Below are 21,279 nucleotides of genomic sequence, written 5' to 3'. Positions count from 1 at the left end.
AGTACGGCATTTATTTTTGATTTTAGCCCTTCTCAAAAAGATCCCAAATGGGTTCTATAGAGGTTTTACTGAGATGCGTTTTGGTTTTGAATCGGCTTTACTAAGATTTCTGCCAGTGAGAGTTCGCTGGTGACAGCCAGTAAATTACCCTGATCGATTGCTTGAAAGAGGGTAGTTGGTTCTTGAACGTAAGCTGGAAATGCTTCGAGTGCATAAATCCAAATGTTGGTATCGAGATACACTTGATTGCCTTGAATGGCATTTAAGATTCCCATGCGTCTCGTTCCTGCCGGACGAATTGATCTACAGCTTCAGGGGTTGGAAAGTTTCCCTGAGCGGCTCCGATGAAGTCGCCTAATTTTTGATGAGCAGGTTTGGCTTCCAAAAGAACAATGACTTCGACCGTTTCACCAGGGGGGAGTTCTGGAGATCGCAGTTCGATCAGTCCGCCCGGTTGAACGGTTACGGTTTGTCTAATTCCGTTTAGCATGATGGCTCCTTTGGGGGGGGCTAGTCTTCATTGTCGTCGGATTCCTTGAATAAGGGTAAGGGTTCATCGTCGTCTTTTTTGCGTTTTCGCTCTCGTCGTTTTTCTTCTTTGTCTTTTAGCTGCTTAACGAGTTCGGGTTTGTCTTGCTCGAAAGTTTGTCGATCGAGGTCGGAATCAAGTTCGTCGATCGTGAGGTCGGGAGCAATTTCGTCTTGAAGGCGAAGTTCCCATTCGTAGGCTTTGGTGGGATGGTATTTCCAGAAAACACCGTGGGCAACGGCAAGAGAAGGATCGGTCTGGCATTTGGCATCGACGCGATCGCGGAAGTAGCGGGCGGCGAGGTGTGACCAGTCGTAGTCTTTTTTGCCTTGGGCGTTGCAGAGTTCTGACCACCATTTTTGTATCTGGAGCAAGATTTATCAATGAACTCTTTGGAGTGAGTACTTAAAGCAATACGAACGAGACCAGTTCGTTTGTCGCTTTAAAGTCTTTGCGACACAACCGTCAGGAGAGCATGACTGCGAGACAACCCTTAACCTCACCGATCATTCTATCCTTACTTGTTTAGGACTATCCTTTTGAGAGGGGTTTGCTCACCGCAATTGATGCAACGATTCATTCTCTGGATTGTCTTAATTGTTCGGCGGTTTGACGATCGTTACAATTAGCGCTATGGCTCATGTCCTAAAATCGGGAGCGAGTTACATGATTGCTCTAGCCGGAGTCGCCATTACCAGTAAAATCTATGAGAGTTCAGCCTCTTTGGTGTATCGAGGCGTCCGAGTGCAAGATAGTCAGGCGATCGTCATCAAACTGCTCAAGCAAGACTACCCCTCTCTTCAAGAAATAACTCGCTACAAACAGGAATATCAAATTACATGCTCCCTCAACCTGGAAGGAGTGATTAAAGCTTACAGTCAACAGGAGTATCAACGCACACTGGTCATTCTCTTAGAGGACTTTGGCGGGGAGTCCTTGGAGTGCTGGATGCGGCAGCGTCCAGAAATCTTCTGCCCCATGCCCATATCCGCTTTTCTCCCGCTTGCGATCGACGTTACCAAAATTTTAGGCAGAATCCATACGGCTAACGTCATTCACAAGGATATCAATCCTGGCAACATCGTTCTTAATCCAGGTACTGGCGTTATCAAAATCATTGACTTTGGGATTGCGACTCAATTCAACCGCACTAATCCTATGTTCAAAAGCCCGCATGTCTTAGAAGGCACCCTCGCTTATCTTTCTCCAGAGCAAACTGGACGCATGAACCGTTCGGTCGATTATCGCACTGATTTTTACTCGCTCGGCGTGACGTTTTACGAATTGCTCACTGGGCAGTTGCCCTTTCCCACAACAGATGTCCTTGAACTCGTCCACTGTCATCTTGCCAAATCTCCTATACCGCCGTATAAGTTGAACGCTAAGATTCCCAAGTCTGTTTCAGACATTATTTTGAAACTGATGGCGAAGAATGCAGAAGACCGCTATCAAAGTACTTGGGGTATCAAAGCGGATTTAGAGGACTGTGTTGATAAATTAGAAACAAGTGGTCAAATTAACCCCTTTCAACTGGGTCTGCAAGATGCTTCCGATCAATTTCAAATTCCACAAAAACTATACGGGCGGGAGGAGGAGATTGCAGCGTTATTGGCAGCGTTTGAGAGGGTAGCAGGGAGAGAGGACGCGGAGATAGGGAGGCGTGGAGATGGAGAGAACGACAATACCCCTGCGTCTCCGTTTGCCTGCGCTTCCGCGTTTTCCGAGATGATGTTAGTTTCCGGTTCTGCTGGCATTGGCAAATCAGCATTAGTGAAAGAGCTTTATAAACCGATCACAGCAAAGCGGGGTTATTTTATCTCTGGTAAGTTTGACCAGTTTCAGCGCAATATTCCCTACAGCGCGATCGCGGATGCTCTACGAAAACTAGTTCAACAATTGCTAAGTGAACCTGACGAGCAACTGCAACAATGGCGGTCGAAACTTCTAAGTGCCCTGGGAAGCAATGGGCAACTCATCATTGATGTGATCCCGGAAGTTGAATTAATTGTGGGTAAGCAGCCGCCTGTGCCACAGGTTGGGGCAACAGAAGCTCAAAATCGCTTTAATCGAGCCTTTCAGCAGTTTGTGCGGGTGTTTTGTTCTAAAGAACATCCGCTTGTGGTCTTCTTAGATGATTTGCAGTGGATCGACTCCGCCACGCTGAAATTAATTGAACTGATAATGCTCGATGAGCAAACCCAATCCCTATTCTTGATCGGAGCTTATCGAGACAATGAAGTAAATCCAACGCATCCACTCGTATCATTGCTGGAGAAACTGCGCCAGCAGAGGGCATTGTTTCAGGAGATTAATCTGTCGCCCTTAACTCTGGAGCCATTAAGTCAGTTGATTGCTGAAACCCTACATCACAACGCGGCTATTGTTCGTCCCTTAGCAAAGTTAGTGTTACATAAAACTGAGGGCAATCCCTTCTTTGTGGGTGAATTTTTACGAATGTTGCACAGCGAAAATTGGTTGACTTTTACGGCTGAGCAGCAAAGCTGGCAATGGAACATGGCTCAGATTGAAGCTCAAGCCATTACTGATAATGTGGTGGAGCTGCTGCTGAGCAAGCTGAAGAAACTACCAGAGGTAACGCAGCAACTTCTTCAACTAGCCGCCTGCATTGGGGCTGAATTTGATTTGGAAACGTTAGCGACTAGCGCAGAGCGCAACTCCGAAGGAACCGTGTGTGAGAAATCGCCCAAAACGGTTTTTCAGGATTTACTGCAAGCAGTACAAGGAGGATTCATTCAACCTCTGTCTGAATTAGATGAGGACTTGTTAGTCCAAGAGTATAAGTTCTTGCACGATCGAGTACAGCAAGCTGCCTATGCTTTGATTTCTGAGGATCAAAAGCAAGTAACGCACTACTCTATTGGACAACTACTGCTCAGCAAGCTCTCTGAGGTCGAACAAAGTGAGATGCTTTTTGATATTGTCAACCACATCAACTTTGGTCAATCCCTGCTGACACAGAAAGATGAAAAAGAGAAAATAGCACGGCTCAACTTGGCTGCCGCTCAAAAAGCCATCTCCTCTACAGCCTATGAAGCCGCGATTCGGTATCTTGAGACTGGCATTGGCTTGCTCGAAGCAGAGGCTTGGATAAGTCAGTACGACTTGATGTTTAACCTGTATCGGACTCTCTGTGCAGCACAGTTGAGCAATGCTAGCTATGAGCAACTAAATGCCACAACCAAGGTTGCTTTAGAACACATTTTTTCTGCCGTCGATCGCGTAGATATTCGTGTTTTTCAAATCACTCAATATACTCTACAAGGCGAATGTGAGGAAGCAGTTCAAACAGGTCTGATTGGATTGCATGAGTTGGGGATTGAGATTCAGGGCAAGAATTTGACAGAACTAGTCCGTGAAGAGTTTGCTGCTGTTGCCAAAAGCTTAGAAAATCGCTCCATTTCCTCGCTTTTAACTTTACCAACAGTGAGCGATCCAGTCATTCAAGCAATGATTAGATTGCTAATTGCTGTAGATATACCAACTTACATTACGGCTAATATTGAACTTTACTGCTTTGTCAGTTTAAGAGTAGTTCGTCTTTCCATTGAGCATGGAAATATTGCTGAGTCTATTAAGGCTTATGCAAACTATGGTCTTCTCTTGGGCTTGATGGAAGGGCAATACCAACGAGGCTATGAGTTTGCAGATTTAGCGGTGCAGCTTAGCTACAAGCTAAACAGTAAATCTCAGCAGTGTAAAGCTGAGATGTTGTTTGGAGGCTTTATTCAAGTTTGGTCAAAGCCTATAGCGGGGGCAGCCACGGTCAATTACAAAGGTTTTCTGGCAAGCATGGAGTCGGGAAATGTTCAATTTGCAGCCTATAACTTGGTTGGTAACATTTTTAATCGCTTATTTCAAGGCGAAAATTTAACAACCGTTGCAGAAGACAACGAAAAATATCAGCTGGTGGCGGAGCAGATTCAGGACGAGCTTGCAAAGGTAGCACTGGCTGGAGCTAAATTTTTTATCGCAAAACTTGCTTTAGGGCAAGCGGCACAGGAATACGATCAATTGCTCAGGGGAACAGAAAAAATAGTTCATCAGGGTGAAACCTCACAAATACGATTTTCAATTTGTCTTTATTACATCCTCAGAATGCATCTTGCCTGTTTAACAGCAGATTTTGAGCAAGGCTGCCATTATTTCATTGAAGCGGGAAAGATCCTGAATTCTATCGTAGGATTTACAACCTATAGTAGTTATTTCTATTATGGTTCTCTGATTCTGCTCAACTTATATTCCGGTCTATCTCCAGCAGAACAAAGTAATGCTTTGGAACAGATTCGATCGCATCAGGAGCGCTTGAAAGCATGGTCGAATAGCTGTCCAGAAAACTTTTTACACAAGTTTCATCTCGTTGAGGCAGAGAAAGCGCGAGTCTTGGGTCAATTTTTTGAAGCAGAAAACTTATACGAACAAGCTATTCAAGGGACCAAGGACAACAAGTATCTTCAAGAAGAAGCATTAGCCTATGAATTAGCCGCCAAGCATTACTTAGCTCGTGGTAGAGAAAAGTTTGCTCAAACTTACATGAAGGAAGCTCACTATTGCTATGAACGATGGGGAGCAATGGCAAAGGTTAAAGATTTAGAAATTCGTTATTCTCAACTATTTCCTCAGACCTCCAACGTGTCTACACCAGTTCGCACCGCGATCGGAACCATTTCAAGTACCTCACATACTGCTCTCGATTTAGCGACAGTGATGAAAGCAGCTCAAGCAATTTCGAGTGAAATTGAACTGGAGCGGTTGCTCAGTTCTCTAATGCAGATTTTAATTGAAAATGCTGGGGCACAAACTGGATGCCTGCTTTTGGAAAACTTAGGAGAATGGAAGATCGAAGTGGCTTGTGAACTCAATGAAACTGCGAAAGTCTATGCGGCGCAAGTACTGCGATCGACTCCAATTGCAAATCGCTTACCCGAATCCATTATTCAATATGTGGTTCGGACTCATGAATCTGTCATCCTCAATGATGCAACTTGCGAAGGTAATTTTATTAATGAGCCATACATTCAGCATAACCAAACGAGATCGCTTCTTTGTTTACCGTTGTTGAATCAAAGTAAACTTGTGGGTGTGTTGTATCTAGAAAATCAACTAGCAACTGGAGTATTTACACCGGAGCGAGCGCAAGTTCTTAATCTACTCTCTGCTCAAGCAGCCATTGCGATCGAAAATGCCAAACTTTACTCGAAACTACGTGACGGCGAAAGTCAGATAAATCAATTTCTAGAAGCGGTTCAAGTGGGAATAGGGGTCTTGGATGCGACGGGTCGTCCTTACTATGTCAATCAGCGAGGCATTCAGCTACTAGGTAAAGGCGTTGATCCTACCGCGACACCCGATCATCTTGCAGAGGTTTATCAAGTTTACCTGGCGGGAACGGATCAAACCTGTTCTCCTGAGGAGATGCCAATCGTCCGAGCGTTAAGAGGCGAACGGACAAGAACGGATGTTTTAGAGATTCACCGAGGCGAGACTATTATTCCCATTGAAGCATGGGGAACGCCAGTTTTTGATGAACATGGGAACGTGGCTTATGCGATCGTAGCCTTCCAAGACATCACGGAGCGGAGACGAGCAGAGACACTGTTAACCGAATACAACCACACCCTGGAACTTCAGGTGGCAGAACGAACGGCAGCTTTACAGCAAAGCGAAGCAGAGCTGCGCGGTGTCTTCGACGAGCTTCGTTTACGAGAACAGGAATTACGACTGATTGCCAACGCTCTACCCGTTCTGATTAGCTACGTCGATGCCAATCGCTGCTTTCAATTCATCAACCGTACATACGAGGTTTGGTTCAACCGTAGCCGTGATCAAATTTTGGGCAACCCGGTTCGTCAACTGCTCGGTGAGGCGGTTTATCAACGGGTTGAGCCGTATATTAATCAGGTGTTTGCAGGGCAAACGGTCCCGCTAGAAGCAGAAATCCCTCTCCCCGATGATCAGCGGTGCATCAGCGCCACCTTTATTGCTGATTTTGATGACAATGCTCAGGTAAGAGGTTTCTACAGTCTCATGACAGACATTAGCGATCGCAAACGAGCCGAAGAAGCCTCGATTCTAGAGGAGCGCAATCACATGGCACGGGAAATTCACGACACTTTAGCCCAAGCGTTTACAGGGATTGTCATTCATGCTCGCTCTGCCGCCAATAAGGTAATAGCAGACCCAGAAAAAGCGCAAACTCTCCTGACTCAGATCCTCGACGTAGCGCGTTCTGGGCTTGCGGAGGCACGTCGTTCAGTAGAGGCACTACACCGCCCATATCTTTTAGAGAGCAGTAACTTACAGGATGCCTTAAGCCGTCTTGCGGCTCAATTAGACCCGTCGATCGCAGCCCAAATCGTCTACAAAGTCATGGGTACACCCTATCCCCTATCCTCTGATCTGGAAAATAATCTGTTTCGGATTGGGCAGGAAGCTTTGACCAATGCAATCAAACATGCCAACGCGCATGAAATCCGCATTGAACTGATCTATGAACTGACCCAATGCAGCTTGCGAATTCGAGACGATGGGCAAGGATTTGAGGTAGAAAACCAGGCGATGCGGAATGGCTTTGGTTTACTGGGGATGGCAGAACGGGCTGAACGCATTAGCGCTGAATTAAAGATTCAAAGTGACTTAGGGCAAGGGACAGAAATCACGGTATCTATTAATCGAGGGTAAGTCAGCATGAATCAGCTCAGTAGCATTCGCGTTCTGGTTGTGGATGATCATCCTGTTGTCCGCCAGGGGTTGATCGGAATGTTAGAGGAGGCTCCAGATATCGTCATTGTGGGTCAGGGGCGAAATGGGCATGAAGCGATCGCAGTTTTTCAGCAACAGCAGCCTGATGTGACTTTGATGGATTTACGGATGCCTGAGATGGGAGGTGTGCAAGCGATTACTGTTATTTGCAATGAATTTCCCAATGCCCGAATTATTGTGCTGACCACGTATGACAGTGATGAAGAGATTTATCAAGGATTGCGAGCCGGGGCAAAGGGATATTTACTGAAGGACTCTGAGCCAGAGGAACTATTGACGGCCATTCGGACAGTGACTAGGGGACAACAGTATATTCCCCCCAAGGTGGCTGCCAAGTTAGTCCAACGAATCACTGCTCCAGAACTGAGCGATCGTGAATTAGAAGTTCTCCAGTTAGTCGGACAGGGCATGAGCAACCAGGAAATTAGCACTGCTCTCAATATTAGTGAAAGTACAGTGAAGACTCATATCAACCGAATTTTAAGCAAGCTAGATGTCAAAGATCGCACCCAAGCAGCCATTATTGCTTTGAAACGCGGAATTGCTAACTTGTAAAAACAAAGATGGTACTTCTGCCTGGGTTAACCATCATATTTTAGTCTGTAAGGCAATCAAACCTGAGTTTGATTCGTTCTACTCCCTCAAATTGACTCATCCTCAATCATTTTGTTGATTAAAATACAAGCCCTGAATTGACGACAAGCCTAAGCAAGTCTCATACAGTAACCTCATATAAACGACTATCAGAGTTGAAGGGAAGACATTTCAGAGTGCACACGATGAATCTCTTCTCCTCAAAGATTTAGCATGAGGGTTTAGAATGAGCGATGCTATTCCTGGCGACGCACTTGGCGACCCTTGCGGTAACTGCGAAGCAGAGCGCAACCAATTAGTTGTACCTCCTTCTGAGCAAGACCATCGACAAGGATCATTGAATGCTCGCATTGTGCTTGTTGAGTATGGGGATTATCAGTGTCCTCAATGTAGTGAACTTTATACCTCAATTCAGGCAATTCAACGCCAGTTTGAGGCGACCTTATTCGGGAGAGATTCTCTATGCTTTGTATTCCGGCATTTTCCTCAACCTCAAATCCATCCTCAAGCTGAAAAAGCAGCAGCAGCGACAGAAGCAGCAGCAGCACAAGGGCAGTTTTGGCAGATGCACGAGATGCTATTGAAGCATCAGCAAGAGCTAGAAGATGGGTATTTAGCAGAATACGCTGACAATTTAGGGCTTGATGTAACTCAGTTTATTCGAGACATTGCCCAAAAAGTGTACGTTGATCACATCAATCAAGACATTGCCAGCGGAATGGAGAGTGGGGTGGTTAGCACTCCAACGTTATTTATCAATGGTGTGCGTTATGGAGACACTTTGGAGTTTGAGCCACTACGCGTTGCGATCGCTGAAGCTTTCCACGGCTAGTAGTTTCGTCAATACATAGATCAACGTGCGCTAACTGCCATAAATGAGGAATCTGATTGATGAGCAGTCTTCTCAAGCAAGTTGTAGCTCAAGTTTCCAGAACGGTGCCATTACAGACGGTTTTGATTGTGCCGTTTGTGCTGCAAACTTTGGTGACGGTCGGCTTAGTGGGGTATTTTTCCTTCCAAAATAGACAGGAAGCCATCAACGATCTCGCCAGTCAACTGCGGCGGGAACTGACGAACCGGATCGAAGGCAAACTACAAACTTATACCGAGATACCCCATAACATCAATCGGCTCAATGCCAGCACCTTCGCTCAGGGAAAAATTGGCCCTAGCGCCGTGAAAGGTGAGTTTCCACTCTGGCAGCAAATTCAGATTTATCCAATGGTGAGTGATATCTACTGTGGCGATCGCAAAGGTTCTCTTCTAGGGGTGCGACGTAGCCCTGCCGATCACTCAATTGAACTGCGGTCGAGTAATGTTGCTACAAACCATAAACTCTACGGCTACAGCCTTGATCACAATGGTCAGCGAGACCAGTTAATCAGCCAAGGCAACAAAGCCTTCGATGCGCGGGTTCGTCCCTGGTATAAAGCAGCAGTGACGGCAGGCGAACCAATCTGGAGTGGAATCTATGCCGATTTTGCTAGCCAGTTGCCAACGATCACTGCCAGTACGCCTGTCTATAGCATTGCTGATCGATCGCTGTTGGGGGTCTGCGCCACCGATGTATTTTTGCCTAATGAGATGAGCCGTTTTTTGGCGAGCCTGCAAATCGGCAAGACAGGCATCGCCTTTATTCTAGAACGATCGGGACAACTGGTTGCCACTTCCACCGGAGAGGCGATTATCAGTAGTGGGGCGGCGGCAAATCGATTGTCCGCAGTTGAGAGCCGTAACCCTACCGTGCGAGCTACTGCTGCCTATTTGCGCGATCGTTTTAGCGATTTATGGCAGATCCAGACTGCGGAACAGCTTGATTTTAATTTCGATGGTAGGCGGCAGTTGCTTCAGGTGATGCCATTCAAAGATAATCGTGGGCTGGATTGGCTGATTGTCACGGTGTTGCCTGAATCCGATTTCATGGCAAAGATTAATCAGAGCATTCAGACGACGATTCTGCTTTGTATTGCGGCTTTGCTGCTTGGCATTGCGATCTGCATTTTGATTGCCCGATGGATCACTAAACCGATTGTCAGCGTCAGTCAATCGGCAAAAGCGCTAGCAGACGGTGCATGGGATCAGACGGTAGAAATTGAGCGCTCGGGCGATTTGGGCGAACTGGCTCGATCATTCAACCAGATGGCACAGCAGCTTCAAATCGCCTTTGCCAAAATGCAGTCTTTAAACCAGACCCTCGCCCAAAGTGAAACCCGCCTCCAGAAAATTTTAGAGTCGGTTCCGGTAGGAATTGCGGTTCTAGACGCAACAGGTCGCCCTTATTACGCGAATCAGAAGGCAATTCAACTCTTGGGCAAGGAGGTGCTGCCGTCTGTCACCCCAGAGCAAATTGCCGAGGTCTATCAACTCTATGTGGCAGGAACCGATCGCCCCTACCCAACCGAACAACTGATGATGATACGAGCGCTAAACGGCGAACAGGGCAGTGTGGATGATATCGAAATTCACCAGGGGAATCGCATCATTCCGATCGAAAGTTGGGGAACTCCAATTTTTGATGAGTCTGGCAACATTCTGTATGCGATCGCAGCCTTTCAAGACATCACCGAACGTAAACAAGCAGAGAAGCTGTTAGCAGAATACAATCGCACCCTAGAGCAACAAGTTGCAGAACGAACGGCAGCTTTACAGCAAAGCGAAGCAGAGCTACGCGACCAGGAGCAGGAATTACGATTGATTGCCGACGCTCTACCCGTTCTGATTAGCTATGTCGATGCCAATCGCTGCTTTCAATTCATCAACCGTACCTATGAGGTTTGGTTCAACCGTAGCCGTGATCAAATTTTGGGCAACCCGGTTCGTCAATTGCTCGGTGAGGCGGTTTATCAACGGGTTGAGCCGTACATCAATCAGGTGTTTGCAGGGCAAACGGTCCCTCTAGAAGCAGAAATCCCTCTCCCAGATGATCAGCGTTGCATCAGCGCCACCTTTATTGCTGATTTCGATGACAATGCTCAGGTGAGAGGTTTCTACAGTCTCATGACAGACATTAGCGATCGCAAACTCGCTGAAGCAGCTTCTATCTTGGAAGAACGCAACCGGATGGCGCGAGAAATTCATGATACGCTCGCTCAATCTTTCACAGGTATTCTGCTTCAAGTTGGAGCAGCAACACAAGTGCCATTAGACGACCCGGAAGCAACCCAGGTCTACTTGGAAATGATTGATGAACTAGCACGCATTGGGCTAGCAGAGGCACGGCGATCTGTAGCAGCACTCCGCCCGCAGCTATTGGAAGAGGGCAATTTAGAGAGCGCCCTGCACCGCCTCGTGACCCAGATGAGATCGACGATCGACACGATTCTGATTTACGAGACTCAGGGGATAGCCTATTCCTTACCAGCCGATGTGGAGAATAACTTACTCCGAATTGGGCAAGAAGCATTAACGAATGCAATCAAATACGCTTGTGCTGGCGAAATCCGGGTTGAGTTAGTGTACAACCACACACAGTGCATCTTACGGGTTAAAGATGATGGACGGGGCTTTGGAGTGGGTAGCGCTCCGGTCAGCAGTGGTTTTGGTTTATTAGGAATGAGCGAACGGGCAGAGCGCGTTGGTGCCCAACTCGCGATTCAAAGCCAACCAGGACAGGGAACAGAAATTATTGTCACTATCAACCGAGAGGGCGACTTACAATGAGCCAATCCACTACAATTCGGGTTCTGATCGTTGATGACCATGCCATTGTCAGAAAAGGATTGGCAGCCATTATTGATTCTGATCCAGAAATGACCGTGATTGCTCAAGCTGAAGATGGGCAACAAGCGATCGACCTGTATCGCGAACACCAACCTGATATCACGCTCATGGATTTACGAATGCCCAAAATGGCAGGAGTTGAAGCCATCGGTACAATTTGTGCTGAATTTAAGCAGGCTCGGATTGCGGTACTTACGACCTATGATGGTGATGAAGACATCTATCGTGGCTTGCAGGCGGGTGCTCAAGGCTATCTGCTTAAAGATGCTAAACCGGGTGAGCTTTTGAATGCGATTCGTGCCATTCATAACGGTCAGAAATATCTTCCGCCAGAAGTGGGGGCAAAATTATTGCAGCGAATGAGCAATCCAGAACTGAGTGAGCGAGAACTGGAAGTGCTTCGTTTGATGGCACAAGGAATGAGTAATCAAGAGATCGGGGTAGCTTTGAGTATTGGTGAAAGCACCGTCAAATCGCATGTGAATCGCATTTTGAGCAAACTGGGAGTGAGCGATCGTACTCAAGCCGTGATTGCTGCTGTTAAACGCGGGCTTGTCAATTTATAGGTTGTACTTTAGTTTGAATACCAACTTGAGTTGGAGCTAACTCTCCATCGTGAGATGGACTGGTTCACCCATCCCTCGACCATACAAAAGTGTCAACTCTAAGTGGACGACAAATGAGAGTCGATTTCCTATATTGAACTCATGCAAACACGAACAGCAACTAAGCTATAAAGTTTAAGTTTGCTTTACCCGAACCGAACAATGGTTTACGATCCCGATCATGGTTCTTTATTTGTCCCACCTTCAACGCAAGACCATATTCAAGGTGTGTTAAGTGCTGTTGTGGTACTCGTAATGTATGGAGACTATGAATGTTTTCGGAGTGCAAATGTTTATCGGTTGATTAAAGTTGCTCAACAACAGTTAAGTGCTTCTTCTAGAGAAAATAATTTGGGTTTTATCTTCCGTCATTTCCCCCAAGAGCAAATCCATCCTCATGCTCAACGTGCGGCGGAAGCGGCGGAAGCCGCAGCCACTCAAGGACAGTTTTGGCAAATGCACGAGATGCTGTTCATTCATCAACAAGAACTAGGAAATGGCTATCTGGTGGAGTATGCCAATCGTTTAGGACTTGATATTTCTCAATTTTTACGGGATTTATCTAGGGGAGTGTATGTCGATCGCATCAATGCCGATATCAAAGGTGGACTGCAAAGTGGAGTCGAGGCTGCACCCGCTTTGTTTATCAATGGAAGTCGCTACCTCGATCATTGGACGATTGGGCAAATAATGGCAGCCATTGTCACTGCAAGTAAGTAAGGTCTTGATGAGTCTTTCATAACTTCTACGCTGCCAAGAGGAGACTCCAACAATCAAACAACCTATAGAGGTGGTTACAATGAGGGTTTTTTCATGGAAAAAAGTTCGGAAATGGTTGCTGTGGCTGTTTGCATTTAGTGCTGTCATTGGAGTATCAATCTACTCAACATCAGGCACTTCACAAGAATTACCGCGAGCGTCTAACTCTAAACCTGCGATCGTTCTCGTTCATGGAGCTTATGCTGACGGTACATCCTGGCAACACGTCATTCCATTGTTGGAGCAGGATGGCTACAGAGTGACTGCTGCACAGATTCCGCTCACCTCGCTTCCTGATGATGTCGCAACGGCGAAGCGAGTGATTGAGGATCAGAAAGGGTCTGTTGTTGTCGTCGGGCATTCCTATGCTGGGAATGTGATCACCGGTGCGGCGGCTGGCAATCCACGGGTGAAGGCTCTGGTTTATGTCAACGCTTTTGCACCAGATGTGGGTGAAACGACGAGCGATTTGAATAAAAAGTATGCAGCACCTCCCATTAGCACGGCGATCGTGTCAGATGCCGCAAACTTTCTCTCTGTCGATCGCGGGAAGTTCCACAACTTTTTCGCTCAGGACGTATCGGAGGCTGAGGCGCGAGTGATGGCAGCAACCCAAAAGCCGATTGCCAGCGCAGCATTTGAGCAAACACTAAGTGACATCGCCTGGAAAACGATTCCTTCCTGGTTTCTCGTGACTCAAAGCGATCGTGCTATCAATCCTGAACTTCAGCGATTTATGGCTAAACGAATCGGTGCTAAGACAACCGAAGTCAACTCCAGCCATGTTCCTTTTATCTCTCATCCAAGAGAGGTTGCCAAAGTAATTGAAGCAGCAAGTACTGCTGCGAAGTAGCCCTAAAGAAGGACAAGGAAATCTAATTATGCCCACTCAAAATACAGGCAAAATCACTGAAGTCGATCGCAGTCAACCTTTGCTGCATCAGCATGGGTATGAAATTCAGCAGTACGGTACTCTGCGCGATCTGCCAATTGTTCTCAACTCTAGCGTCCGCAGCGAAAGCTGTAGGTTGATCAATCAAATTCTGGCAGATACAATCATTCTCTATCACTTGTACAAGAAACATCATTGGTTGATGCGTGGACATACGTTCTATCAACTACATTTGTTGCTCGACAAACATGCTAGTGAACAAATCGAATTAATTGATGCTCTGGGTGAACGGGTGCAAACGCTCGGAGGTGTAGCAATTGCTGACCCACGTCATGTGGCAGAAGTCACTAAGATTAGGCGTCCTCCTAACGGCGTTGAAGAAGTACCCGTGATGCTATCGCGGTTGCTGGAAGCACACGAGTTGATTATCGGGGAATTGAGAGGGGCGATCGACAAAACAGCAGCAAATCAAGATAGCAGTACCAACGATTTGCTGGTGAGTCAAGCGTTGCGAGTGAATGAGCTACAGGTTTGGTTTCTAGCAGAACATTTAGTAGATACACCGCTGGTACACAGCTAGCTTGGATTATTCAGGAACTCTTATCAACAGGAGTAAATGCATGACACAATCTTTCTGGCTTTTGGGCACTCGTCTTACCATTCTTGCCGATCGCACTACGACTGACGGTAAATACGACCTGATTGAGGGCTATTCCCCTCCTGGTACGCAGACCCCACCCCACCGCCACACGCGCTATTCCGAACAACTCTACGTGCTAGAAGGGGAGTTGACAGTCTGGGCGGGTAAGAACAAGGTGGTGCTAACCCCTGGCGAAAGCTTTCTAATTTCTCCTGGCACACCCCATGTGGTCGCCACACTGGGTGACAAACCATCGCGTGCATTAGTCGTTGCTTCACCTAGTGGCTTTGCTGACTTAATTGAAGCAACAGGGACGCTAAACGAGAATGAGGAAGTTGACCTGGAATTATTCATGCGCGTCTCTAGCGAAATTGGCGACGAAGTTCTGGGTGCACCTGGAGATCTCCCTTAAAAATTAGAACAACCATAGGATTTATCAAAATGAGAAAGCTAGAAGGAAAAATCGCGCTTGTCACGGGTGGGAATAGCGGTATCGGTCTTGCCACTGCTAAACAGTTTGTGGCTGAGGGAGCCTATGTCTTCATCACAGGTCGTCGTCAAACCGAATTAGATGCTGCTGTAGAAAACATTGGTAAAAACGTCACAGGTATTCAAAGTGATGTCTCGAAGTTAGAAGACCTCGATCGTGTGTTTGACAAGATCAAGCAAGAACAAGGACATCTCGATGTGGTCTTCGCTAATGCTGGTATTGGAGAAATTGCCCCACTTGGAGCAATCACTGAAGAACACTTTGACAAAATATTCAACATTAATGTCAAAGGTTTGCTGTTCACCGTACAAAAGGCACTGCCCCTGTTGCCAGAGAACGCTTCTATTATCCTGAATGCCTCGACTGCTTCTACTGTTGGTACGCCAGCCTTCAGTGTTTACAGCGCCACCAAAGCCGCCGTGCGGTCGTTTGCCCGCAATTGGATACTCGACCTCAAAGAACGCAAGATCCGGGTGAATGCGATTAGTCCTGGTGTCGTGCCTACCCCTGGTTACAATCTTCTGGGGCTCAATGACGAGCAGGTGCAAGAATTCGTGGATAGCCAAGCTGTCACCATTCCATTAGGGCGAGTCGGCACACCTGATGAGATTGCCAGAGCCGTTGTTTTTCTGGCTTCAGAAGACAGCAGCTTTGTGAACGGCATCGAGCTATTTGTTGATGGTGGAATGGCGCAGATTTAGAGTCTAAAAGGAGTGAATCATGCAACTCATCTCTGTCAACGTCGGACTGCCGCGTGAAGTGACCTGGAAAGGAAAAATCGTTCGCACTGGAATTTTCAAAGAACCAGTCAATGCGAAAGTAATGGTGCGTGAACTCAATTTAGATGGCGATCGACAAGCGGATCTCACTGTTCATGGTGGAGTAGACAAAGCCGTGTATGTCTATCCATTCGAGCATTACGATTACTGGCGCAGTGAGTTGCCTGACACAGAACTAACACCAGGCATCTTTGGTGAAAACTTCACAGTTACGGGATTTAAAGAAGAAGACTTGAACATTGGCGATCGCTTCCAAATCGGCAGTGTGGAACTAATGGTGACACAACCGCGCCTGCCTTGCTACAAACTGGGGATTCGCTTTGGGCGACCCGATATGGTGAAACGATTTCTCGCCAGTCGTCGAACTGGATTTTACTTTCGGGTTTTGCGAGAGGGCGAAGTTGGAGCCGGAGACACTTTAGAGTTGGTGAGCCGAGATAGCAGCAACATTACGGTTGCTGACATCACTCAACTGTATACCCGTGAGAAGAACCATCTAGCTTTACTTCATCGCGCTACTCAATTGGAAGCGTTACCTGAAAGTTGGCGCGATTACTTTCAGGAGCAGATTCATCGTCAAGACGTGAGATAGATGAGACACGTTTGCATTTCAGTGTTATTCAACATTAACAAGGAGCAAAATCATGACTACGTATCGTACAGTTTCGATCGATGGTTTAGATATCTTTTACCGCGAAGCAGGTTCTCGTGATAATCCAACAATTTTACTGCTGCATGGCTTCCCAACTTCGTCTCATATGTTCCGCAATCTGATTTCTGCGCTTGCTGATCAATTCCATCTAGTTGCACCTGACTATCCGGGCTACGGCAGCAGTTCGATGCCAACCGTGAATGAATTCGACTACACGTTTGATCACCTGGCTGAGATTGTGGAGAAATTCATTGCCGCGATCGATCTCAAAAAGTACAGCCTTTATATGATGGATTATGGTGCTCCGGTTGGCTATCGGATTGCCGCTAAATATCCAGAGCGCGTACAAAGTCTGATTGTGCAAAATGGTAATGCTTACGAGGAAGGATTGCGCGAATTCTGGGAGCCGATCAAGGCATACTGGCAGGAGCGATCGCCTGAGAATGCGGAAAAGCTCAAATACCTTGTCACCCTGGAAGCAACGAAGTGGCAATATACCAACGGCGTTCGCAATCTAGAAGCAATCAGCCCTGATACCTGGACGATGGATCAACATTTCCTCGATCGCCCCGGTAACGGCGAGATTCAATTGGCGCTGCTGTATAGCTACGGCACGAATCCACCGCTTTATCCGCAATGGCAGGAGTATTTCCGCCAATATCAACCTCCAACCTTGATTGTTTGGGGCAAAAACGACACCATTTTCCCTGCTGAAGGTGCATATCCCTATCAGCGCGACTTGAAAGATATTGAGTTCCATTTACTCGATACCGGACACTTTGCCCTGGAAGAAGATGGGGACGCGATCTCAGACCATATTCGCCGCTTTTTGACCACCCACGTTGCGGAGAACCCCATGCTAAAGGGTGCTATGCACTTTGAGTCAACTGTGCGAGTCGCTTGAGCATGAGAACAGCAAAGGCAACCAAATGCAGATCCAACAATGTTTCTGCCAGACGAGATTCAAGGAGATCGACATGACAACAACAACCGATCCCGATTTTGCAGCCCGCGAGTCACTACGCTTGCTCGGTCCCGCTCCCGAAAACTGGGTGCCCGATCGCCGTGGCATCGATCACAATGTCACGATAATCGGTGGTAGCGGTAGCGGTAGCACCTTTGTATTTGCGCTACGGCGTGCTGGAATCGGTCGCGTGACGGCGATCGATGCAGCCGATGACGAGGCTCATGCAGGCGTGTGGCTAACGAGAGCGCGGATGAGAACACTCCGCACACCGAAACATCTGTCGGGTCCAGAACTGGGTATCCCAGAATTGTCCTTTCAAGCTTGGTACGAAGCGCGGCACGGTGCGGCAGCTTATGCGGCGATCGATCGCATTGGGCGAGTGTCTTGGGCTGAGTATCTCAGTTGGTATCGGCACTTCCTCGGTATCCAGGTTCGTTACCGGACGAACCTGGTGCGGATTGAGCCAGCCGCAGGTTTCTTCCGCCTCCACCTTGAGGTAAACGGTGTCCCGCAGGTAGAGACGACGCGAAAAATTATCTTCGCCAATGGCGTGGCTGGCACGGGTGGTCCATCTATCCCTCCAGTACTGGCTGACTTACCACGCACGCTGTACGCTCATACTGGCGATGCCATCGATTTTGAATCACTGCGCGGTAAGACTGTGGCGGTGATGGGTGCGGCGGCTTCAGCTTTCGATGCAGCGGGAGTGGCGCTGGAATCGGGAGCTAAGGCAGTCCACTTGTTTTCACGGCGGTCTGCGATCGCATCTCTATCAGTCATTCCAGTACGGGAATACCCTGGTGCTTACGACAACTATTCCCAACTCCCCGATGCAGACCGCTGGTTCCAGGCTTGGCGCTTTCGTCAAGCAGGCTCCACGCCACCACCAAGTGCGATTAAGCGAGCGATCGCCTTCCCGAACTTTCACATTCACCTATCTGCATCTTGGAAATCGGCACGGGAAACGGGCGATCGCATTGTCGCTCAGGTGAATGATGATGTTTTCGAATTTGATTTTGCGATCGCTGGCACTGGTTACTTCGTTGACCCAACAAAGCGTCCCGAACTAGCTGACTTTGCCCAACATATTGCTCTCTGGCGCGATCGCTACGAGCCACCAGAAGACTTGCGTGCCGACGATTTGGGGGCGCACCCTTACCTTGGTAGCGCCCACGAATACCTAGAAAAAGTACCTGGCACTGCCCCTTATCTGAAAAACATTCACGTCTTTAATCCGGCTGGTTTCGTCAGCTTCGGTTTGCCAATTGGGGACATCCGGAGCATCCGCCGCGACGTACCTGCGATCGTATCGGGCATTAGTCAAGACTTGTTCTTTGAGGACTGGGCGCAGCATGAGGCACGGATCGCAGGTGATATCGCCCCCGATTTTGAGGACTCGCTCTACGCTGCTGCTGTGTGGAAACAACCGATCGAGGCAGCGACCCGCTAGGTCGAAACCTTTTCACCAGCCAAAACTATTTGTGGCTGGTCAACGATGTCAGTAGAAAGTGATTGCCATTCCACAATCACTGCTGATCACGCATCACTGTTAAATCAATTCGTTTAACCCCTCATTTGTCACTTTGGTAGGAGCAAAAGCTGAAAGCTCTGCTGCACTTGCGTTTTGCTCTTTTGTCACTTTCGAGCCGTCAAAATAGGAAACTCGCACTGGGGCTAAGTTTCAGGGTTCGCTTCAGCGAGAGTAACAAATGAGGGTTAACAGTGTCATTTCAACAGATTGTTTACTACTTATCAAAGGAGAATGTCATGGTTGCTCAAGTGAATTCGCCAACAGCAAAAATTTTGGAAGTTGCAGATGATCCGCGTCTTTCCAGGGAAGTGAAGGAATTCTTGAAAGTGTTGAATTCAGGTGGTGTACCTCTAGAAACATTACCTCCACTCGAAGCACGTCAAGTTCTTGTAGACGCACAAGTTTCTGTTCCAGTAGACCTTTCGGGCATTGAAGAGTCTGAGAAGATGATTACTGCTGACGGTTATTCGATTACGCTCAACATCGTGCGACCGGAAGGAGTCAAAGGTACATTGCCTGTTTTCATCTTTATTCATGGCGGCGGATGGATACTGGGCGATTACCCAACCCACAAGCGCATGGTGCGTGATCTGGTTGTGCTTTCAGGGTTTGCAGGGGTCTTTGTCAACTACACTCGCACTCCAGATGCTCCCTATCCACAGGCAATCAATGAGATTTATGCTGCTACCAAATGGGTTGCCGAGCATGGTGAAGAGATTGGTGTGGATGGCAAAAATCTGGCAGTCGTCGGCAACAGTGTCGGCGGCAATATGACAGCAGTCACTGCTTTGCAGGCGAAAGATAAAGGAGGACCACACATCAAGCTGCACATCATGATGTGGCCGATCGTCGATGCCGATTTTGAAACGAACTCTTACCACCAATTCGGCGACAAACGGTACTTAACCGCACCCACGATGAAGTGGATGTATGACATGTATATCGCCGATCCAGAAAAGCGCAAAGACATTTATGCTTCTCCCCTACAGGCGACGGTTGAGCAACTAAAAGGTTTGCCTCCAGCGTTAATTCAGGTTGCAGAGAGCGATATTTTGCATGATGAAGGCACAGCTTATGGACGCAAGCTCGATGCAGCCGGAGTAGAGGTAACAACGGTGCAGTACAACGGCATGATTCATGACTTCGGACTACTTAATGCTTTAGCTGAGCTGCCACAAGTCCGTTCTCTGTTTGTTCAAGCAGCGGCTGAATTGAAGAAGCATCTGCAATAGGACGTGGAAAGGGGGAAGAGGGACACGGGGACGCGAAGAGCTAGAAAATAACCAAAATCCTTGCGTCTTCTCCCTTCCCTCAACTTTATTTAACTGAGATCTTACAGGCGTCAACTGCCCGCAATTCATCTGCGAGCGGGTTGTCGGGAAAGATGCAAAATCTGAATTGACACAGGCATGAAATCTACAAACAAAGATGTTCCATCAAAAAAGAAACCATGACAACACACTTGAGACAATTTTCACTAAACGGTTCAATGACTTTTATGCTGTCTAAAACAATGCTATTTACTGCACTGACTGCAGCGTTGGGTGGAGCTTCGTTGACCCATGCAGCGATCGCGTCAACTGCTCCACATCAACAATTGCCGATACTTATCGCAACCGCATACACCGATATCACATTACCCACTCTGCGGCGTGGCGATCGCGGCAGAAGCGTTGCACAATTGCAGCAAATTTTATCTGATGACGGATTCTTACACGCCGCAGGAGTCAGATTAGGAAACCCAGGTGGCGCAGTTGTGGATGGCGTATTTGGGGTGATCACAGAATCTGCGGTGAAAGATCTACAGCAACGGTATAAAATTCCGGTTACTGGACAGGTCAACCCTCGCACTTGGGAGGCGATCGATCAGTTTGAAAATTCCTATCGGTCTCCGCTGCCCTGGAAGTCGTAACTTGCCCCGCTTCTCACATAAAGGAGATAGAAATGAACAACCACATCCTGAGCGCCAGGGATATTATCGGGCCATCACCGTTGATTGCGATCGCAAACGAAGCGCCACCCAAGCTGATTGTCGATCCACCGCTTCCCGAACCACTATCTCAGGGTCGTGTTTTCATCCAGTACCGGACGGAGAACTTGCGTGTGTTGCCCGTGTTTGGCAAAGGTGCCCTCGACGTATCGCCGCGTATCGGTCATGTTCACATTACTGTCGATGATGCACCGTGGCACTTTGTCGATGCCAGTGGCGAAACGATTATCCTGGTCGGTTTGGAATCGGGTCCGCATAAAGTATTGATCGAACTAGCCGACCCCACACACAAAGTCATCACTAGTGAAACAGTGACGTTTACGCTGCCCAATTCTTAGCAAGGAGAAAACG

The 21,279-nt window shown here is 47.6% G+C and carries 19 protein-coding genes; 16 read left to right on the top strand and 3 right to left on the bottom strand.

Annotated elements, in window-relative coordinates:
• Positions 1-65 precede the first annotated feature (65 nt).
• The 3 genes from AC5JLB_RS24140 to AC5JLB_RS24130 are packed head-to-tail and all read right to left on the bottom strand — an operon-like array spanning position 66 to position 903.
• The gene (locus tag AC5JLB_RS24140; protein ID WP_495876378.1) at positions 66-275 is read right to left on the bottom strand and encodes a type II toxin-antitoxin system VapC family toxin; all 210 of its coding nucleotides are present in this window, start codon (positions 273-275) and stop codon (positions 66-68) included.
• Positions 263-490, bottom strand: coding sequence for a hypothetical protein (locus AC5JLB_RS24135; protein ID WP_495876377.1), 228 nt, complete (start codon positions 488-490; stop codon positions 263-265). Before AC5JLB_RS24135 ends, AC5JLB_RS24140 begins: the two co-directional genes overlap by 13 nt.
• Before the next feature lie 20 nt (positions 491-510).
• Positions 511-903 carry a hypothetical protein gene (locus tag AC5JLB_RS24130; protein ID WP_495876376.1) on the bottom strand — a complete coding sequence of 131 codons (393 nt, stop codon included), beginning with the start codon at positions 901-903 and terminating at the stop codon, positions 511-513.
• A 259-nt stretch (positions 904-1,162) separates the two neighbouring features.
• On the opposite strand from AC5JLB_RS24130, the gene AC5JLB_RS24125 reads away from it, so the two are divergent.
• The 16 genes from AC5JLB_RS24125 to AC5JLB_RS24050 all read left to right on the top strand — a co-directional run bounded on the left by AC5JLB_RS24125 (position 1,163) and on the right by AC5JLB_RS24050 (position 21,266).
• Positions 1,163-7,228, top strand: coding sequence for an AAA family ATPase (locus AC5JLB_RS24125; RefSeq protein WP_495876375.1), 6,066 nt, complete (start codon positions 1,163-1,165; stop codon positions 7,226-7,228).
• 6 nt (positions 7,229-7,234) lie between these two features.
• Positions 7,235-7,864: a response regulator gene (locus AC5JLB_RS24120; RefSeq protein ID WP_495876374.1), complete on the top strand. Its 630-nt coding sequence runs from the start codon at positions 7,235-7,237 to the stop codon at positions 7,862-7,864.
• 265 nt (positions 7,865-8,129) lie between these two features.
• Positions 8,130-8,735 (top strand): DsbA family protein, encoded by a 606-nt coding sequence (locus AC5JLB_RS24115; RefSeq protein WP_495876373.1) that lies wholly within the window; start codon positions 8,130-8,132, stop codon positions 8,733-8,735.
• Positions 8,736-8,794: 59 nt separating this feature from the next.
• The gene (locus AC5JLB_RS24110; protein WP_495876372.1) at positions 8,795-11,563 is read left to right on the top strand and encodes a PAS domain-containing protein; all 2,769 of its coding nucleotides are present in this window, start codon (positions 8,795-8,797) and stop codon (positions 11,561-11,563) included.
• On the top strand, positions 11,560-12,189 hold the full coding sequence (locus AC5JLB_RS24105) for a response regulator (RefSeq protein ID WP_495876371.1): 630 nt from the start codon (positions 11,560-11,562) through the stop codon (positions 12,187-12,189). The genes AC5JLB_RS24110 and AC5JLB_RS24105 overlap by 4 nt, the downstream gene beginning before the upstream one ends.
• Positions 12,190-12,390: 201 nt before the next feature.
• Entirely contained in the window at positions 12,391-12,948 is a 558-nt protein-coding gene (locus tag AC5JLB_RS24100; protein ID WP_495876370.1) for a DsbA family protein, read from the top strand.
• A gap of 79 nt (positions 12,949-13,027) precedes the next feature.
• A complete protein-coding gene (locus tag AC5JLB_RS24095) occupies positions 13,028-13,840 on the top strand; it encodes an alpha/beta fold hydrolase (protein ID WP_495876369.1) in 813 nt (270 codons plus the stop codon).
• Between the two features lie 28 nt (positions 13,841-13,868).
• Complete coding sequence (locus tag AC5JLB_RS24090) at positions 13,869-14,459, top strand: Dps family protein (RefSeq protein ID WP_495876368.1); 591 nt, start codon at positions 13,869-13,871, stop codon at positions 14,457-14,459.
• Between the two features lie 40 nt (positions 14,460-14,499).
• Positions 14,500-14,931, top strand: coding sequence for a cupin domain-containing protein (locus tag AC5JLB_RS24085; RefSeq protein WP_495876367.1), 432 nt, complete (start codon positions 14,500-14,502; stop codon positions 14,929-14,931).
• A gap of 29 nt (positions 14,932-14,960) precedes the next feature.
• Positions 14,961-15,710 (top strand): glucose 1-dehydrogenase, encoded by a 750-nt coding sequence (locus AC5JLB_RS24080; RefSeq protein WP_495876366.1) that lies wholly within the window; start codon positions 14,961-14,963, stop codon positions 15,708-15,710.
• A 19-nt stretch (positions 15,711-15,729) separates the two neighbouring features.
• Complete coding sequence (locus AC5JLB_RS24075; protein ID WP_495876365.1) at positions 15,730-16,380, top strand: MOSC domain-containing protein; 651 nt, start codon at positions 15,730-15,732, stop codon at positions 16,378-16,380.
• A 52-nt stretch (positions 16,381-16,432) separates the two neighbouring features.
• Complete coding sequence (locus tag AC5JLB_RS24070) at positions 16,433-17,344, top strand: alpha/beta fold hydrolase (protein WP_495876364.1); 912 nt, start codon at positions 16,433-16,435, stop codon at positions 17,342-17,344.
• A gap of 73 nt (positions 17,345-17,417) precedes the next feature.
• A complete protein-coding gene (locus AC5JLB_RS24065; RefSeq protein ID WP_495876363.1) occupies positions 17,418-18,857 on the top strand; it encodes an FAD-dependent oxidoreductase in 1,440 nt (479 codons plus the stop codon).
• A gap of 317 nt (positions 18,858-19,174) precedes the next feature.
• Positions 19,175-20,170, top strand: a complete 996-nt coding sequence (locus AC5JLB_RS24060) for an alpha/beta hydrolase (RefSeq protein WP_495876362.1) — start codon at positions 19,175-19,177, stop codon at positions 20,168-20,170.
• Between the two features lie 257 nt (positions 20,171-20,427).
• Entirely contained in the window at positions 20,428-20,850 is a 423-nt protein-coding gene (locus AC5JLB_RS24055; protein ID WP_495876361.1) for a peptidoglycan-binding domain-containing protein, read from the top strand.
• Between the two features lie 32 nt (positions 20,851-20,882).
• The gene (locus AC5JLB_RS24050) at positions 20,883-21,266 is read left to right on the top strand and encodes a DUF6130 family protein (RefSeq protein ID WP_495876360.1); all 384 of its coding nucleotides are present in this window, start codon (positions 20,883-20,885) and stop codon (positions 21,264-21,266) included.
• The last annotated feature ends 13 nt before the right edge of the window (positions 21,267-21,279 follow it).

It is taken from the genome of Myxacorys chilensis (genome assembly GCF_059505265.1).
This window is presented reverse-complemented; position numbering and strand designations above follow the sequence as displayed.

Excerpts from the sequence above, each read along its gene's own strand:
- AC5JLB_RS24090 (WP_495876368.1), top strand. The coding sequence starts at position 13,869 with ATGCCCACTCAAAATACAGGCAAAATCACTGAAGTCGATCGCAGTCAA.
- AC5JLB_RS24050 (WP_495876360.1), top strand. The coding sequence starts at position 20,883 with ATGAACAACCACATCCTGAGCGCCAGGGATATTATCGGGCCATCACCG.
- AC5JLB_RS24055 (WP_495876361.1), top strand. The coding sequence starts at position 20,428 with ATGACTTTTATGCTGTCTAAAACAATGCTATTTACTGCACTGACTGCA.
- AC5JLB_RS24085 (WP_495876367.1), top strand. The coding sequence starts at position 14,500 with ATGACACAATCTTTCTGGCTTTTGGGCACTCGTCTTACCATTCTTGCC.
- AC5JLB_RS24120 (WP_495876374.1), top strand. The coding sequence starts at position 7,235 with ATGAATCAGCTCAGTAGCATTCGCGTTCTGGTTGTGGATGATCATCCT.
- AC5JLB_RS24100 (WP_495876370.1), top strand. The coding sequence starts at position 12,391 with ATGGTTTACGATCCCGATCATGGTTCTTTATTTGTCCCACCTTCAACG.
- AC5JLB_RS24060 (WP_495876362.1), top strand. The coding sequence starts at position 19,175 with ATGGTTGCTCAAGTGAATTCGCCAACAGCAAAAATTTTGGAAGTTGCA.
- AC5JLB_RS24065 (WP_495876363.1), top strand. The coding sequence starts at position 17,418 with ATGACAACAACAACCGATCCCGATTTTGCAGCCCGCGAGTCACTACGC.
- AC5JLB_RS24105 (WP_495876371.1), top strand. The coding sequence starts at position 11,560 with ATGAGCCAATCCACTACAATTCGGGTTCTGATCGTTGATGACCATGCC.
- AC5JLB_RS24095 (WP_495876369.1), top strand. The coding sequence starts at position 13,028 with ATGAGGGTTTTTTCATGGAAAAAAGTTCGGAAATGGTTGCTGTGGCTG.
- AC5JLB_RS24080 (WP_495876366.1), top strand. The coding sequence starts at position 14,961 with ATGAGAAAGCTAGAAGGAAAAATCGCGCTTGTCACGGGTGGGAATAGC.
- AC5JLB_RS24125 (WP_495876375.1), top strand. The coding sequence starts at position 1,163 with ATGGCTCATGTCCTAAAATCGGGAGCGAGTTACATGATTGCTCTAGCC.
- AC5JLB_RS24075 (WP_495876365.1), top strand. The coding sequence starts at position 15,730 with ATGCAACTCATCTCTGTCAACGTCGGACTGCCGCGTGAAGTGACCTGG.
- AC5JLB_RS24135 (WP_495876377.1), bottom strand. The coding sequence starts at position 490 with ATGCTAAACGGAATTAGACAAACCGTAACCGTTCAACCGGGCGGACTG.
- AC5JLB_RS24110 (WP_495876372.1), top strand. The coding sequence starts at position 8,795 with ATGAGCAGTCTTCTCAAGCAAGTTGTAGCTCAAGTTTCCAGAACGGTG.
- AC5JLB_RS24140 (WP_495876378.1), bottom strand. The coding sequence starts at position 275 with ATGGGAATCTTAAATGCCATTCAAGGCAATCAAGTGTATCTCGATACC.
- AC5JLB_RS24070 (WP_495876364.1), top strand. The coding sequence starts at position 16,433 with ATGACTACGTATCGTACAGTTTCGATCGATGGTTTAGATATCTTTTAC.
- AC5JLB_RS24115 (WP_495876373.1), top strand. The coding sequence starts at position 8,130 with ATGAGCGATGCTATTCCTGGCGACGCACTTGGCGACCCTTGCGGTAAC.